At 68.5% G+C, this 14,806-nt stretch carries 14 protein-coding genes; 2 read left to right on the top strand and 12 right to left on the bottom strand.

Annotation, left to right across the window (positions count from 1 at the left end; translation table 11 throughout):
- Window positions 1-60: 60 nt before the first annotated feature.
- The 9 genes from GC106_RS25695 to GC106_RS25655 form a co-directional block, all read right to left on the bottom strand.
- A complete protein-coding gene (locus tag GC106_RS25695) occupies window positions 61-1,608 on the bottom strand; it encodes a DHA2 family efflux MFS transporter permease subunit (protein WP_173135789.1) in 1,548 nt (515 codons plus the stop codon).
- 461 nt (window positions 1,609-2,069) lie between these two features.
- Window positions 2,070-2,972: a hypothetical protein gene (locus tag GC106_RS25690; protein ID WP_173135787.1), complete on the bottom strand. Its 903-nt coding sequence runs from the start codon at window positions 2,970-2,972 to the stop codon at window positions 2,070-2,072.
- Between the two features lie 65 nt (window positions 2,973-3,037).
- Complete coding sequence (locus GC106_RS25685) at window positions 3,038-4,051, bottom strand: D-cysteine desulfhydrase family protein (RefSeq protein ID WP_173135785.1); 1,014 nt, start codon at window positions 4,049-4,051, stop codon at window positions 3,038-3,040.
- A 1-nt stretch (window position 4,052) separates the two neighbouring features.
- On the bottom strand, window positions 4,053-4,460 hold the full coding sequence (locus GC106_RS25680; protein WP_217280943.1) for an HIT family protein: 408 nt from the start codon (window positions 4,458-4,460) through the stop codon (window positions 4,053-4,055).
- A 102-nt stretch (window positions 4,461-4,562) separates the two neighbouring features.
- A complete protein-coding gene (locus GC106_RS25675; protein WP_173135777.1) occupies window positions 4,563-5,270 on the bottom strand; it encodes a GntR family transcriptional regulator in 708 nt (235 codons plus the stop codon).
- Entirely contained in the window at window positions 5,267-6,709 is a 1,443-nt protein-coding gene (locus GC106_RS25670) for a purine-cytosine permease family protein (protein ID WP_173135774.1), read from the bottom strand. Before GC106_RS25670 ends, GC106_RS25675 begins: the two co-directional genes overlap by 4 nt.
- 178 nt (window positions 6,710-6,887) lie before the next feature.
- On the bottom strand, window positions 6,888-7,373 hold the full coding sequence (locus tag GC106_RS25665) for a DUF742 domain-containing protein (RefSeq protein ID WP_173135771.1): 486 nt from the start codon (window positions 7,371-7,373) through the stop codon (window positions 6,888-6,890).
- Between the two features lie 14 nt (window positions 7,374-7,387).
- A complete protein-coding gene (locus tag GC106_RS25660; RefSeq protein ID WP_173135768.1) occupies window positions 7,388-7,819 on the bottom strand; it encodes a roadblock/LC7 domain-containing protein in 432 nt (143 codons plus the stop codon).
- Complete coding sequence (locus GC106_RS25655; protein WP_173135765.1) at window positions 7,816-10,284, bottom strand: nitrate- and nitrite sensing domain-containing protein; 2,469 nt, start codon at window positions 10,282-10,284, stop codon at window positions 7,816-7,818. The genes GC106_RS25660 and GC106_RS25655 overlap by 4 nt, the downstream gene beginning before the upstream one ends.
- Before the next feature lie 336 nt (window positions 10,285-10,620).
- Between GC106_RS25655 and GC106_RS25650 the strand changes: the two genes are divergently transcribed.
- Together GC106_RS25650 and GC106_RS25645 are read left to right on the top strand one after the other, a co-directional pair.
- The gene (locus GC106_RS25650) at window positions 10,621-10,980 is read left to right on the top strand and encodes a DUF485 domain-containing protein (protein ID WP_173135762.1); all 360 of its coding nucleotides are present in this window, start codon (window positions 10,621-10,623) and stop codon (window positions 10,978-10,980) included.
- A 2-nt stretch (window positions 10,981-10,982) separates the two neighbouring features.
- Window positions 10,983-12,578 carry a monocarboxylic acid transporter gene (locus GC106_RS25645; RefSeq protein ID WP_173135759.1) on the top strand — a complete coding sequence of 532 codons (1,596 nt, stop codon included), beginning with the start codon at window positions 10,983-10,985 and terminating at the stop codon, window positions 12,576-12,578.
- Here GC106_RS25645 and GC106_RS25640 read toward each other — a convergent pair.
- Genes GC106_RS25640 through GC106_RS25630 form a run of 3 tightly spaced genes read right to left on the bottom strand, consistent with a single transcriptional unit; the run spans window position 12,570 to window position 14,754 of the window.
- Window positions 12,570-13,031: a carboxymuconolactone decarboxylase family protein gene (locus tag GC106_RS25640; RefSeq protein ID WP_173135755.1), complete on the bottom strand. Its 462-nt coding sequence runs from the start codon at window positions 13,029-13,031 to the stop codon at window positions 12,570-12,572. The genes GC106_RS25645 and GC106_RS25640 overlap by 9 nt on opposite strands.
- Window positions 13,028-13,879 carry an RNA polymerase sigma factor SigJ gene (gene sigJ, locus GC106_RS25635; protein WP_173135752.1) on the bottom strand — a complete coding sequence of 284 codons (852 nt, stop codon included), beginning with the start codon at window positions 13,877-13,879 and terminating at the stop codon, window positions 13,028-13,030. The genes GC106_RS25640 and sigJ overlap by 4 nt, the downstream gene beginning before the upstream one ends.
- A gap of 35 nt (window positions 13,880-13,914) precedes the next feature.
- The gene (locus tag GC106_RS25630) at window positions 13,915-14,754 is read right to left on the bottom strand and encodes an SAM-dependent methyltransferase (protein ID WP_173135749.1); all 840 of its coding nucleotides are present in this window, start codon (window positions 14,752-14,754) and stop codon (window positions 13,915-13,917) included.
- Between the last annotated feature and the right edge of the window lie 52 nt (window positions 14,755-14,806).

The raw sequence follows: 14,806 nt of genomic DNA, 5'->3' as shown, positions 1-14,806 counted from the left end.
ACCTCGATATCACACAACGACCTTCGGCCGATCGGGATATCCAGCCCAGGCATGGCCCCGTCAGTGCCCGAGCATCACCGGTGTGGTGCCCTCGTCCTCTCCCTGCCGGCCGCTGTCACCCGCTGGGCCCGACGATACCTGCTTGCGGGCCCCGGGCAGGAACATCGCGGGCACGACACACACGGCGATCAGGATAAGCGCCCACAGGAACGTCGACGCGAACGCGTCCGCGGCGGCCGCGGCGGCCATGTCGTGCGTGCGCGGGTCGGCGATCGCCGCCGTCGCGGTGACCTGGCCCAACTGCGTCGGCACACCGAACTTCCCGGCGAGAAGAGCGGCCAGGATGATCGACATGACCGCACCGCCGATCGCGCCGAAAGCCTGCTGGATGATGTTCATCGCGGTCGAGGCCCGGGCGACGGTGCGCTGGGTGAGCGTCTGCAACGCCGCCGACATGATCGGCATCATCGTGCCACCCATGCCGAGACCGATCACGAAGAGCGCGGTGAGGATCTGCCAGTAAGGAGTGTCCGCACCGATCTGTGTGAACATCACCATCCCCGCGACGATCAGGACAAGACCTGGCAACGCGACCTTGCGGACACCGATCCGGTCGGCGAGCGCGCCCGCGATCGGCATGGTCAGCATCGCGCCGAGGCCCTGCGGCGCCAGCAACAGCCCGGCGTCCAGCGCGGTTTCCCCGCGGACCAGCAGGAAGTACGTCGGGAACAGCAGCATCGCGCCGAAGAAGGCCACCGCGAAGAACGCCGTCGCCAGCACCGAGACGGAGAAGTTCTTGTTGCGGAACAGCTTCAGGTCGACGAGCGGGTTCTCGACCCTGGCCGCCCTGAGGACGAAGCCCACGATCAGCGCGATGCCCGCGATGGTCGGCAGCCAGACCTTGGTCTCCCCCACGCCGCCCGCGGACGGGATGTTCGACACGCCGTAGATCAGCGCGGCCAGGCCGGGCGAGAGCATCAGCATGCCGGCGAAGTCGAACCGCTCCGCCGGCTGCGGGTCGTCCTTGGGCAGCAGCCGCCACGCCAGCAGCAGCGCGATCGCGCCGATCGGCACGTTGATGTAGAAGATCCAGCGCCAGCTGACCTCGTCGACCAGCCAGCCGCCGAGGATCGGGCCACCGATCGGGCCGAGCAGCATCGGCACGCCCAGCACCGACATGACCCGGCCGACCCGCTGCGGGCCCGCGGCCTTCGTCATGATCGTCATGCCCGCGGGCATCAGCATGCCGCCGCCGAGGCCCTGCACCACCCGGAACACGATCAGGGACGTGATGTCCCACGCCATGCCCGCGAGCACGGAACCGGCCAGGAACAACACGATCGCGAGCATGTAGAGCCGCTTGGTGCCGAACCGGTCGGACGCCCAGCCGGTGACCGGGATGACGGTCGCCAGCGCCAGCATGTAGCCGGTGGCGACCCATTGGATGGTGTCGAACGAGGTCTGGAATTCCAGGGCCAGCGCCTGCAGTGCGACGTTGACGACGGTGGTGTCCAGAATCGCCATGACGGCGCCGAGAATGACGACACCGGCGATCTTGAGCACGCCGGCGTCGAGTTTGTCGGTCCCAGGCAGGGCCGAGTTGGTCACGAGGAATCTCCCCAGAGTTCATGGATCACCCGCCGCCCCCGTGCGCGGGTCAGACGACCGAAACCCTATCCGTGGCACATCCTTGTGACCAAAGGCAATACCGGGTGTCCGCGCTCACACTACGGACCGCTGCCATTCATGATCACACGGTCGCAAACCGGCCGATGGCAACAGAAATACCGGCAGGGAGCGAATCACGTTGGCAGGCGGGAATTTCGAACCCGCTTCGCCGGGCGCGCACGACTCCCGCCGGAATCCGCACACTCCGAGTCCGGCCGCCGTGAGCGGCGTGCGCGCTTCGACGATCCCGGTCGCCACGGCAGGATCAGGCCGACGGCCCCGATCGCGCCGGGCGGCGCTGATCGAGGTGGCGCAGCCGGAAGAGACCGGCGTCCGCGGTGCAGGCCCAGCGGCTCGGCCGTGAGCCGGGACGCCGAACTGGCCCGGCTCGGTGTGGCGCGTCAGAGATCCTGCGCCGAGCCGTTGATGTGCCTGCCGTTCTCGGCCGCCTGGATCGCGCGGATCAGATCGGGCCCCGGGATCTCCCTGCTGTTGGCCGCGGCCGTCAGCTGAGCGAGGTGGCCGATCATCTTCACGCTGTCCTCGATCTGGTCGGTGTGCCGGGCCAGCCACCAGACCACCGCGCTGCCGGTGTCCTTCAGCACGTCCTCGCTGAGGTAGCGGCGCATGCTGATCTCCATCCGCCGTTCCTGCTCCCACATGCGCTCGTGTTTCCGCAGCTCGGCGAGGCGCTCCAGGCGCCGGGCGTCCTCGTCCGACATGGCCAGTGAGACGTCCACCGCCCAGGCCACCACGTGCCCGTACGGCTCGGCCAGTGCCGTGCCCAACGCGACCGCCAGCCGGTGCTGCACGACGCGGTAGTCCTCGGGCTTCTCCAGCACGGTCAGCTCGCGGGCCCGCGTCAGGATCCAGTGCACGGCCAGGTCACCGGGGCTCGCGTGCGGCACCGTGGCCTTCGGGCTCGTCTGGCGCCAGCACACGGTCGCCGAGAACAGGAAGCGGTAGTCCACCTCGGAGCTGGGCAACGGCACGGCGGAAACCGGGTACTGCACGTGCGCGGGCTGCTCCGGTTCCGCCGGCGCCCCGGACTGCCCCTGGTGTTCGGCGACTGCCTCGGCGGCGTCCCTGGCCGCGCGCTGTTCTTCCATCGCTTTACGCAATTCGGCCTGCTCCCGCCTGTGCACCACTCGTCTGGCCACCAGAACGGCAATTCCGTTCGCGCTGACGAAGATCGCCGCCCACAACCACACCGGTCCGGGGAACACCAGGCTCAACGCCAATACGACAATGGTCGTCAGCACCGCCGACAACAAGGCGAACCGGGTCTTGTCACTGTGCCCCATGGGACCTGCCTTTCGTCAGCCCCACCCGGGCCCATGTTCCCGGCTCGCGTGCTCGCGCGGGATACCTACGGCTGGTTTTCGCTCGAACGAACCAGTTCCGGAGCATAGGCGAACAGACCCGGCAAACCGCCCGTGTGCAGGAAGACCACCGTTTCGTCAGCCCCAATCGCCCCACTGCGCACACCAGCCACAACAGCCGCGGCGGCTTTGCCGGAATAGACCGGGTCGAGCGTGATCCCCTCGGTCCGGGCGAACAGCCGCAGCGCTTCCCACATTTCGGCCGTCGGCACGCCGTAACCAGGGCCGACCGCGCCATCGCCGACCTGGACGTGCGCCAGGTCTCCTACCGGCGTGCCGAGCACGTCCGAGACCTCACCGGCGAGCCTGCGGATGTCGGCGAGGGATTCGCCGGCCGTGTGCGAGATGCACTGGCCGTCGAGCACCACCGGCCAGTCGAGCAGGGCGATCCCCACGGCCAGCCCGGCCGCGGTCCCCGCACTGCCCACGGCCACCACGATCCGGTTGACCTTGGTGCCGTCCAGCTGGGTGTGCAGCTCGTCCACGGCGGCGACGTAGCCCAGCACGCCGACACCGTTGGAGCCGCCGACGGGAAACGTCGCGGTTTTGCGGCCGTCCGCCCTGGCAGCCGCGACGACCTTGTCGTACACCTCGCCGGCCTGTTCCGGCGTGTCACACACGTGCACGTGGGCGCCGTACAAGCCGTCAAGGGCTATGTTGCCGGATCGTTCGTAGGCTTCCCCGGACATCGGCACGGACCTCGTCAGCACGAGCTCGCAGCGCAGGCCGAGACGGGCGCAGGCGGCTGCGATCTGACGTCCGTGGTTGGTCTGGACGGCACCGAACGTGATGACGGTGTCCGCGCCTTCGGCAAGCGCCTTGCCGAGCAGGAACTCGGCCTTGCGCAGCTTGTTCCCGCCGACGCCGAGCCCGTTGACGTCGTCGCGCTTGACCAGGATTCGCGGGCCGCCGAGGGCTTCGGTCAGCCGTGGGCAGTCCTCCAGCGGGGTCGGCCAGTGGCCGAGGCCGACTCGGGGCTGTCCGGACAGGTCGATCGGCATGTCACACCTTCGCTCGGATGTCGGCGGCGTAGGACTCGGCTTCCTCGTCGGCGGCGTATTTGGTTCGTGGCCAGAAGAATCCGCGCAGGCCGTCGCCCTTGGTGCGGGGCACGACGTGCGTGTGCAGGTGGGGAACGCTCTGGCTGACGGTGTTGTTCATCGCCACGAAGGTGCCCTGGGCGCCGAGGCCTTCCTTGACGGCGACCGCTATTCGTTGCACGAAGCCGAAGTATCCCGCGAGATCCGCGACCGGCAGATCCGCGAGGGTCTCGATGTGGACGGGCGGCACCACGAGCGTGTGCCCCTTGAAGACCGGTCTGGTGTCGAGGAACGCCGTTCCGGCCGGTTCGGCGGCGACGACGAAGGCGGGCTCACGCCCGGCGACTATCTCACAGAACAAGCAGGCCACCGGGCCAGCGTAGTCTCGCGTGGTCCTGAAGCCGGTGGGGCGCCTGGTCTCCGATGATCGCCCGCACCGTCGCCTGTGGCACTGTCGCGATGTAGCCGCTATCTAGCCGCCGAAGACCAGGTGCAGGCGGAACCTGTCGGGGTCCAGCAGGCTTTCCACGTGTTCCACGAACTGCCCGTTGGCGTCCCGGGTCAGCCGCCGGGTGCGCAGGAAACGTTCGCCTTCCGGCCGTCCCAGCAGTTGCGCGTCGGCCGCGGACAGCCGGGCGAGATCACACCACTCCTCGCCCGAGTCGGGTACCAGGCCGACCGCGCGCAACTCGTCGTACAACGAGCCCTCCAGGCCACGGGACGGCAGCTCGCGCAACGTCCCGATGGCCGGGACCCGGCTGCGCTCGAACGAGACCGGCGATCCATCCACAGTGGAGCGCAGCCGGTCCACCGCGACGAACTCGGCCGATTCCAGGCCGCCCACCCACTCGGCCAGGCCGACGTCCTCGACCAGGTCGACGCGCACGACCGCGGTCCGCACGCCCTGGTCGGCCAACGCACGGGTCCAGCCGAGACGGTCGTCTATCGGGCGGTCGTCGAACGTGACGAACGAGCCCTTGCCGGAATGCGTGGCGATCAGGCCCTGGTTGCCCAGCTGCGTCAACGCCTGCCGGACAGTGTTGCGGCTGACGCTGAACCTCGCCGCGAGCGCGTTCTCCCCCGGCAACCGCGCGCCGTGCGCCAGCCTGCCGGACTGGATCTCCTTGGCCAGTTGCTCGACGATCCGCTCGTGCTTGAGCCTGCCGACCCGGTCGCTCACACCTGCTCCTGCGCCCTGACCCGGCGGCGGCTGAACAGCACCGTGACGAGGAAGCCGACCACCAAGGCCACCAGCACGCCGAGGTTGGCACCGGACCAGCCGTCCGCCAGGCCCAACGGTGACAGCAGATACCCTTGCCACGCAAGCCAAGCCGCGTTGGCGTTGGTGACCAGTCCCCAGCCGATCGCGGTCCCGGCGAGCACCGTGACGATGGGCAACGCGCGTACGTCGCCGTACCGTCCGGACGGCTTGTAGAGGTCTTCCTCCGCGTAGTCGCGTCGACGCAGAGCTATGTCGGCCAACATGACGCCGCACCATACCGCGATCGGCACACCGAGTGTGATGAGGAATCCCTGGAACTGCCCGAAGAACGTGTCCGCGAAGAACACCACGTACACCGTGCCCACCACGACGACGATGCCGTCCACGAAGGACGCCGCGTAACGCGGGATTCGTACGCCGAGCGCGAGCAGGGTCAAGCCGGACGAATAGATGTTCAGCACCGCACCGCCGACCAGGCCGAGCACGGCGACCAGCGCGAACGGCACGAGGTACCACGTCGGCAGGATCGCGGCCAGCGCGCCGATCGGGTCGGCGGCGATCGACTCGTTCAGGTCCGCCGACGACCCCGCCAGCAACAGGCCGAACAGCAGCAGCACGATCGGCGCGAGCGACGAGGAGAACGCGGTCCAGCCGACGACCGCGCGCCCGGACGTACCGCGCGGCAGGTATCTGGAGTAGTCCGCGGCGGCGTTCACCCAGCCCAGCCCGAAGCCGGTCATCAGGAACACCAGCGCGCCGATCACGTTCTGCGCCGATCCCGCGGGCAGGGCGGAGACCGCGGACCAGTCGACGCGGTGGGCGACGAACCCGATGTAGACGACCGTCAGCACACCGGTGATCACCGTGATCCACGTCTGCATCCGCATGATCAGGTCGAACCCGAGCACACCACCGGCGATGGTCAGCACGGTCACCACGATCAGCGCGATGATCTTCGTCGGGGTGCCGCCGCCCCAGCCGAGCCGCTCGAACACGGTCGCCGTCGCGAACGTCGCCAGGATCGTCAGCACCGTCTCCCAGCCGACCGTGAGCATCCAGGAGATCAACGACGGCAGCCGGTTGCCGCGCACGCCGAAGGCCGCGCGTGAGAGCACCATGGTCGGCGCGGACCCGCGTTTGCCCGCCACCGCCACCAGCCCGCAGAGCAGGAACGACACCGTGATGCCGATCAGCCCGACGATCGCGGCCTGCCAGAAGGAGATGCCGAAGCCGAGCACGAAGGAGCCGTAGCTCAGGCCGAACACCGACACGTTGGCCGCGAACCACGGCCAGAACAGCTGGCGCGGAGTGCCTTTGCGCTCGGCGTCGCTGATCACGTTGATGCCGTTCGCCTCGACCTGGAACGGCTTCTTCCCGGCCGCTACCTCGTGCGCCATGGCCCACCCGATCCGGTTCAGACCTGTTCAACTGCCTGTGGACGCTAGGCCCCGGCCCCTGCCCCGTCAAGGTCGCGCCGACAGGGCCAGCATCCACAAAAACCCCTGCTCATCCCTCGTGAGTGTTTATCAGGGTTAGAACACCGATAAACACTCACGAGGGGGTTTGGGGGCTGGGTCAGGTCCGGAGGTTGGTCAGTCCTCTCAGGACACGTTCGAGCAGTTCCATGTCCGGGCTGGTGGACGTGCTCTCGTGGACCACGACCAGGCCGAGCCCGGCCATGTCGCCCAGCAGCACCTTCACCACGCCGAGCGGCAGGTTCAGCATCGCGCCGACCTCGGCGACGGACCTGGACTGGCGGCACAGCTCGGCCACCTCCTGGTGCTCGCCCTTGAGCTCCCACATCCGGTCGAGCGCCCGTGCGCTGGTGGAGACCAGGGTCTCGATCTCCAGCCGGTGGTTCGACCGGGTCCGGCCGCCGGTCCAGGCGTACGCCCGGACGCTGGCCGCCTGCTCGACCGGGTAGTCGGGCTCGACGGCCGGCGCGGCGGCCGGCTTCGGCGTTATCGATTCAGCGGGTGGCGCGGTCCGACGGGCGCCTGAACGGAAGTTCAGGCTGAATCCGTTGAGCACATCGGCGAATCCCTGATCCTCAGTGCTCATGCCGATCACCTCGCTTATCGCCGGACTGACCCACTCAGCTCGGCACGCAGTTCCGGAGTCAACATCTGACCGACCTGGTCGACCAGGACGGTCATCTCATACGCGATCTGTGCGATGTCGCTGTCACGACGGGCGAGCACAGCGAGGCACGAACCGTCCTTGATGGACGTCAGCAACAGCACGCCGTAGTCCATCTCCACGATCGCGCGGTTCACCACTTCCGCGCCGAGGCATTTCGCCGCCCCCATGTTCAGGCTGTGGATGCCCGCGGCGATCGCGGCCATCTGGTCGGCCCGGTCCTGGGGCAGCCTCTTGGACGCGGTGAGCAACAGTCCGTCCACGGAGATCACCACGGCATGCGCCACGCCGGGCACACGTTCGGCGAAGTTGTCCACCAGCCAGCCGAACCGGCTGATCTGGCGACCCTTCATCGGAGTCTCGGTCATGACTTCTCCTCCCCCTGATCATCGGTCGTGCTCTGGCGGATACCCGCCTGGAAGCTGCTCAGCAATCCCCTGGCGCGCTCGGCGTTGCCCGGCCCTTTCGCCTGGACGGCGGCGCGCTTGCCGTTGCCCGGCCCGGCGCTGGGCTGGTCGGTCATCGGCGGGACGAACAACTGCGCTTTGGGAACCCGCTTGGGCAGCTCCCCTTCCTTCTGCGGCGGCGGAGGTGGTGCTGCTGGCCTGGCCTGTGCCGGGACCGACGGTGCCGCGTGCTTGGCCGGAGCTCCGGTGGCGCCGCCACCGGGCCCGCCCAGCCACGCGAACTCGTCTCGGTGCTGCGGTTGCGGTTGGGGTTGCGGTTGTGCCTGCGGTTGCGGTTGTGCCTGCGGCTGGGCCGCGACCGCCACGGGTTCCGGCTCCGGTTCGGGCACCGGCTTGTGCGACCGGAACAGGATCGACGCGGGCGAGCTCGCCACCGGCAGGTCAGGCAGCCGCACGGAAATGCCGACCGAGCTGAGCCTGCCGGTCAGTCCCGGCTCGGCCCTGACCGGCTCGACGGTGACCGGCTCCATCAGCACGGTCTCCTCCGGCGAACCGGCCGGGACGGGCACCACGCTGGTGATCAGGTCGGGCGGCACGGTGACGGACGCGACCAGTCCGTCCTCGCCGTTCTCCCGGCGCGCCAGCCGCACACCGATGCCGTGCCGGTTGGCGAGACTGCCGACGACGAACAGACCCATCTGCCGGGACACCGGGACGTCGACGTCGCCGCTCGCGCCCACACGCGCGTTGGCCTCGGCCAGTTCGGCGTCGCCCATGCCGATGCCGTCGTCGATGATCTCGATCAGCACCGACCGGTCGTCCCTGATCGAGGTCTGAATGACCACCTGGGAGTCCGGCGGTGAGAAGGCGGTGGCGTTCTCCACCAGCTCGGCCACCGAGCGGACCAGGTCACCGGCGGCGTAGCCGAGCACCTCCACGCGCGGAACCGACCGGACCATGGCCCGCTCGTAGTGCTCCACTTCGGACACGGCGGCCCGCAGCACGTCCGCGAGCGGCACGTGTTCGGTGAACCGGCGGCCGAGCTCCGCACCGGACAGCACGACGAGGTTCTCGTTGTTGCGCCGCATCCGGGTGGCCAGGTGGTCCAGCTTGAACAGGTTGGCCAGCTGGTCGGGGTCGTTCTCCTTCTGCTCCAGCTGTTCCATCAGCCGCAGCTGCCGTTCCACCAGGCCCTGGCTGCGGCGCGACAGGTTGACGAAGATGTTGCGCAGGTTCCCGCGCAGCTCGGCTTCTTCCTCCGCCGAGCGCACCGCCTGGTTCTGCACGGTGTCGAAGGCACGGGCCAGCTGGCCGAACTCCTCGGTCGTCTTCACCGGCATCGGGTCGAGCTTCGCCGGACGGCCCGCCCGGATGTCCGCCACGGCCGCGGGCAGTTTGCTGGACGCGACGTCCAGCGCCGCGTTGCGCAGCGAACTCAACGAGCGCAACAGGTACCGGCCGACGACGCCACCGATGGCGGCGGCGAGCAACACCATCGCCAGCAGCAGCACGGACTGCGTGCCGGCGCGGCTGCTCGTCTCGTCCTGCAGGCGGGTCGCGCCGTTGCGCAGCTCGGTCGCCGCGGCCTTGAGCACGAACGTCATCAGCGCTGTCGTCTGGTCCGAGGTGCGGGTCCAGTCCGCCGCGGTGAACGGCATCGTCGGCCGGACACCCTGGCGACGCTGCGTCTGCGGGACCTCGCTGCGGGCCTGCCGCACGTAGTCCTGGCGCTGGGCGACCTCGGAACCGGCGACCGTGTCGACGTACTGCTGCCACAGGTGCGGCGGGGCGACCGAGCGCATGTCGGTGATCACGTCGGCGAGCCGGACGTCCGCCTCGATCAGGCGTTCACGTTCCGGCCCGCTGAGCTCACCCCGGCGGATGCCGACCAGCACCATCGACTGCTGGAACGACACCTGCTCACGCGCCACCTGCAGGTCGAACAGCGCGGTGGACGCACCGGTGAGCTCCTGGTCGGGGAACTTGCTGACCAGTGACCGGTCGAAGTCGAGCATCGCCTGGGTCAGCGTGGCGTAGCCGGACAGCACGACCTGGCTGTCGGTGTTGGCGAGCACCTGCTGGCGCAGGGCGGGCAGGGAGCCCATCTCGCGCTTGAGCTTCTCGTAGCCCGCCGTCGCCGTCGGGCCGAGGTCCGGGGTGTTGCGCACCATCCAGTCCACGGTCTCCATCAGCGTGTCCGTCCGGGCCCACTGGGCGCGGTACGCGTCGCCGGGAGTCTCCATCGCCAGGTTGCGCTCGCCCTGGAGCAGCCCCAGGGTGGGAACCAGCTCCTCACGCAGCTGGGCGAGCCGTTCCACCTCGGCGTACGAGTCGGCCAGCTCGAGGTCGGCCTGGACCCGGAGGGTGCCGAGCGTCATCGCGCCAAGGACCGGCACCACCAGCACGGCGCCGATCTTGACGAGCACAGGCCAGTTCCGCCACTGGACGGTCACCCTGGACCAAGAGCGCCGTGCGGTCACGAGAACCTCAAATACAAATAGGACATCGCGGATAACCTAGGTAACTGTCGCCCATTTGTTCAAGTATCAAATACGCCACGATCCCGGTACGGTCGGTCAATGGCTCAGCATTCAGACCAGTAACCACGTTGGAACTTTTCACACCGTGTGAGCACTGAGTCAAAACCTTCCTGGGATGCCGCTTGACGTCGTAGGGACGACAGCCTAGCTTGACTTCCGCCACCGGCCCGCTCACCCCGGTATCGATCCAGGCCGACAAGATCCCCGCGGAGGACAACCCCGATGAAAACGATGCCGTCCTTTTCACGGGAGCATGATTTCGCGGAGCACGACGACGGTCAACCCGACTTCGCGGCGATCGCCCGGAGCGCGGAATTCGTCCGGCTGCGCAAGCAGGTACGACGGTTCGTCGTCCCGATGACCCTGTTGTTCCTCACGTGGTATCTGAGCTATGTCCTGCTTGCCGCGTACGCTCCGGAGTTCATGAGCCGGCGGGTCACCGACAACATCACCGTGGGCCTTCTGCTGGGGTTGTCCCAGTTCGTGACCACGATCGCGATCATGATCGGCTACCGGATCTTCGCGAAACGCCGTATCGATCCACAGGTGAAGCACTTGCGCGACCGGGTGGGTGCGAACTGAAGATGACGGTTAATCTGGCGGCAACCGCGGGTAATCCGACCCTTAATGTCACGATCTTCGTCGCCGTCGTCGCGATAACGCTGTTCATCGTCTATCGCGTGAGCACGAGGAATACCACCGCGGCGGACTACTACGCGGCGGGCGGCGGGTTCACCGGTAGGCAGAACGGCATCGCGCTGTCCGGGGACTACCTGTCCGCGGCGTCCTTCCTGGGCGTCTCCGGCGCCATCGCGGTCTACGGCTACGACGGCTTCCTCTACTCCGTCGGCTTCCTGGTCGCCTGGCTGATCCCGCTGCTGCTGGTCGCCGAGCGGATCCGCAACACCGGCCGGTTCACCATGGGCGACGTCGTCAGCTACCGCATGAAGCAGCGCCCGGTGCGCGCCGCGGCGGCCAACGCCACCCTGGTGATCTCGTTCTTCTACATGCTCGCCCAGATGGCAGGTGCCGGCGGCCTGGTGGCGCTGCTGCTGGACGTGCACACCGCGAGCGGGCAGGCACTGGTGATCACCGTGGTCGGCGTGATCATGGTGCTGTACGTGCTGGTCGGCGGCATGAAGGGCACCACGTGGGTGCAGATCGTGAAAGCGGTCCTGCTGCTGGTCTGCGTGAGCCTGATGAGCGTGTTCATCCTCGGCAAGTTCGGCTTCGACCTCGGGTCGCTGCTCGGCCGGGCCGCCGAGAAGAACGCGCTGAGCGACCTGATCCTGGAACCCGGCGCGCGCTACGGCCGGACCGAGACGGCCAAGCTCGACTTCGTCTCCCTGTCGCTGGCCCTGGTGCTCGGCACCGCAGCCCTGCCGCACGTGCTGATGCGCTTCTACACCGTGCCGAACGCCCACCAGGCCCGCCGCTCGGTCGTCTGGGCCATCTGGGCCATGGTGCTGTTCTACCTGAGCACGCTGCTCATCGGTTACGGCGCGAGCGCGATCGTCGGCACGGACGCGATCCTCGACGCGCCCGGCGGCGAGAACTCCGCTGTGCCGCTGCTCGCGTTCCACATCGGTGGCGCGGCCCTGCTCGGCCTGGTCTCGGCGATCGCGTTCACCACGATCCTCGCCGTGGTGGCCGGTCTGACGCTGACCGCGTCGGCCTCGTTCGCGCACGACGTGTACGCGAACGTGATGAAGCACGGCAACCCGGAGCCGGGCTCGGAGGTCCGGGTCGCCCGGCTGACCGCGGTCGTGGTCGGCTGCCTGGCCGTCGGCGGCGGCATCCTGGCCATCGGCCAGAACGTCGCCTTCCTGGTGTCGCTGGCCTTCGCGCTGGCCGCGTCGGCCAACCTGCCCGCCATCCTCTACACGTTGTTCTGGCGCAGGTTCAACACCACCGGCACGCTGTGGGCGATCTACGGCGGCCTGGCGAGCTGCCTGGTGCTGATCGTGTTCTCGCCGGTGATGTCCGGCACCGAGACCTCGATCATCAGCGGCATCGACTTCGCGTTGTTCCCGCTGTCCAACCCGGGGATCGTGTCCATCCCGCTCGGGTTCGTGCTCGGGATCGCCGGCACCTTCGTCGGTGAGCGCAAAGGCGTCGACGACCCCGATCGCCGTGACGAGCTGGAGGTCCGGTCGATGACCGGGATCGGCTCAGGCTGACGCGTTCGCCTTACGCAGGGAGCCCGGGACCTTCTCGAGAATGACCCCGTAGCGGTTCCACGCGTTGATGGTCGCGATCGTCACGACGAGCGCGCCCAGTTCCTCGTCGGTGAAGTGCTTCTTGGCCTCGTCCCAGGTGTCGTCGGACACGCGGCCGGTGGTCAGCCGGGTGCCTTCCTCGGCGAGCCGGAGCGCCGCCCGTTCCCGCTCGGTGAAGAACGGCGTCTCCTCCCACGTGACCAGGCTGAAGAGGCGCTCGTCGGTCTCCCCCTCGGCCTTGGCGTGGTGGGCGTGCATGTCGACGCAGAAGGCGCACCCGTTGAGCTGGCTGACCCGGAGTTTGACCAGCAGCCGGAGGTCCTCGGGCAGAGCGCTGGCCTGTTCCCACCGCTCCAGGGCGAACATGTGCTTGTACACCTCGGCGGGGGCTTCCATCCGCGGTCCCACAGTCATTTGTCCTTTCCGTGGATCACAGCGCGCACGCGCGTGAGTTTCTCCGGGTTGGCCACGATGTCGATCGTGGTCACCCGGCCGTTCGCCGTGGTGAGTGCCACGACGCTGTGCAACGTGGTCTCGGTGAACCGCAGCAGCCCGGTCCAGCCGTTGACCTGGACCAGCCGGTGGTCCACCGCGACCGTGCGGGAGATGCCGACCAGGAACCTGGCGACCTTGTCGGCGCCGTACACCGGCCTGCGGGCGGCCCTGACCCGGCCGCCGCCGTCGGTGTGCAGCACGACGTCCGGGTCGAGCAGCCGCAGCAGCCCGTCGATGTCCCGGCCGTCACACGCCTTGGCGAACGCGTCGACCACGCGCTTCTGCTGGACGTGGTCCAGGTCGAAGCGCGGTGTCCTGGCGCCGACGTGTTTGCGTGCCCGGGCCGCCAGCTGACGCACCGCAGCGGGCGACCGCCCGACTGCCTCGGCCACCTCGGCGAACGGCATGCCGAACACCTCGTGCAGCACGAAAACGGTCCGCTCCGCCGGGGACAGCGTCTCCAGGACCACGAGCAGGGCCATGTTCACCGACTCCGCCATGGTCACCCGGTCTTCCGGGCCGTCCACCAACGGTTCCGGCAGCCACGGCCCGACGTAGTGCTCACGGCGGAACCGGGCGGACCGCACGTGATCCAGCGCCAGCCGGGACGTGACCACCACCAGCCAGCCGGTGACGTCGTCGACGCCCTCGGCCCGGCTCAGCCGTAGCCACGCCTCCTGGACGATGTCCTCGGCCGCACCGACATCGCCGGTGATGCCGTAGGCGATGCCCAGCAGCCGGTCCTTGGCTTCGAGGAACTCCCGCACACCACTAGGACGGGACAGGCCTCACGGTTGTGACATCAGGGCTTGCGGCCCACCGCGCCGAGCGCGATCTGCTGGGTAGGGCCCAGCGGGTGCAGCCGCGGACCGTCCGGCCACCAGTCGGCGAGCCTGACCAGACCGGGTGGCAGCAAGTCGAGCCCGGACAGGTGGCCTTCGATCTCCGCGCGGGTCCGCACCCACAGACCGACACCGGCTTCGAGGTACACGTCCCGCACCCCCTTGGCCAGTTCGGCCAGTTCGTGGTCCGGTCCCGGGTCGAGCAGGTGCCCGTAGACCAGGTACGAACCGGGCGCCAGGGCGTCGATGTAGGCGGCGATGATCCCGGCCGGATCACGCTCGGGACGCACGTGCTGCATGGTGCCGACGTGGAAGACCGCCATCGGCTGGCCGAAGTCCAGGTGCTTGGCGACGGTCGGATGCTCGATCACCTGACGTGGCTTGCGGAAATCGGCCTCGACCATGTGCGTGCGGTCGTTGTCGGCCAGCAGCGCACGCCCGTGGGCCAGCACGCCGTGATCAAGCGACACGTACACCATGGCGGACTCGCGGTTGAGGCGCTGCGCGATCTCGTGGGTGTTCTCCGCCTCGGGCAGCGTCGCGCCGAGGTCGAGGAACTGGGCGATGCCGACTTCGCCGGCGAGGTAGCGCGTGACGCGCATCATGAACTCGCGCCGGTCCAGCACCGCCCGGGTGAAGTCGGGGTCCAGTTCCAGGAACCGTGCCCGCACGTCCCGGTCGGCCTGGAAGTTGTCCTTGCCGCCGAGCAGGGCGTCGTAGACCCGGGTGACACTGGCTCTCGTCGTGTCGATCCGGACAGGCGTGTCGCGGACGTCCGACGATTCATCACCCCGAGTCATCCGCCTGGTCCCGTCTGTCCGCCGCCGATCGCCTCCTACATTACGGGTTCAC

Source organism: Kibdelosporangium persicum (assembly GCF_013280595.1).
GTDB classification, from domain to species: domain Bacteria; phylum Actinomycetota; class Actinomycetes; order Mycobacteriales; family Pseudonocardiaceae; genus Kibdelosporangium; species Kibdelosporangium persicum.
This window is presented reverse-complemented; position numbering and strand designations above follow the sequence as displayed.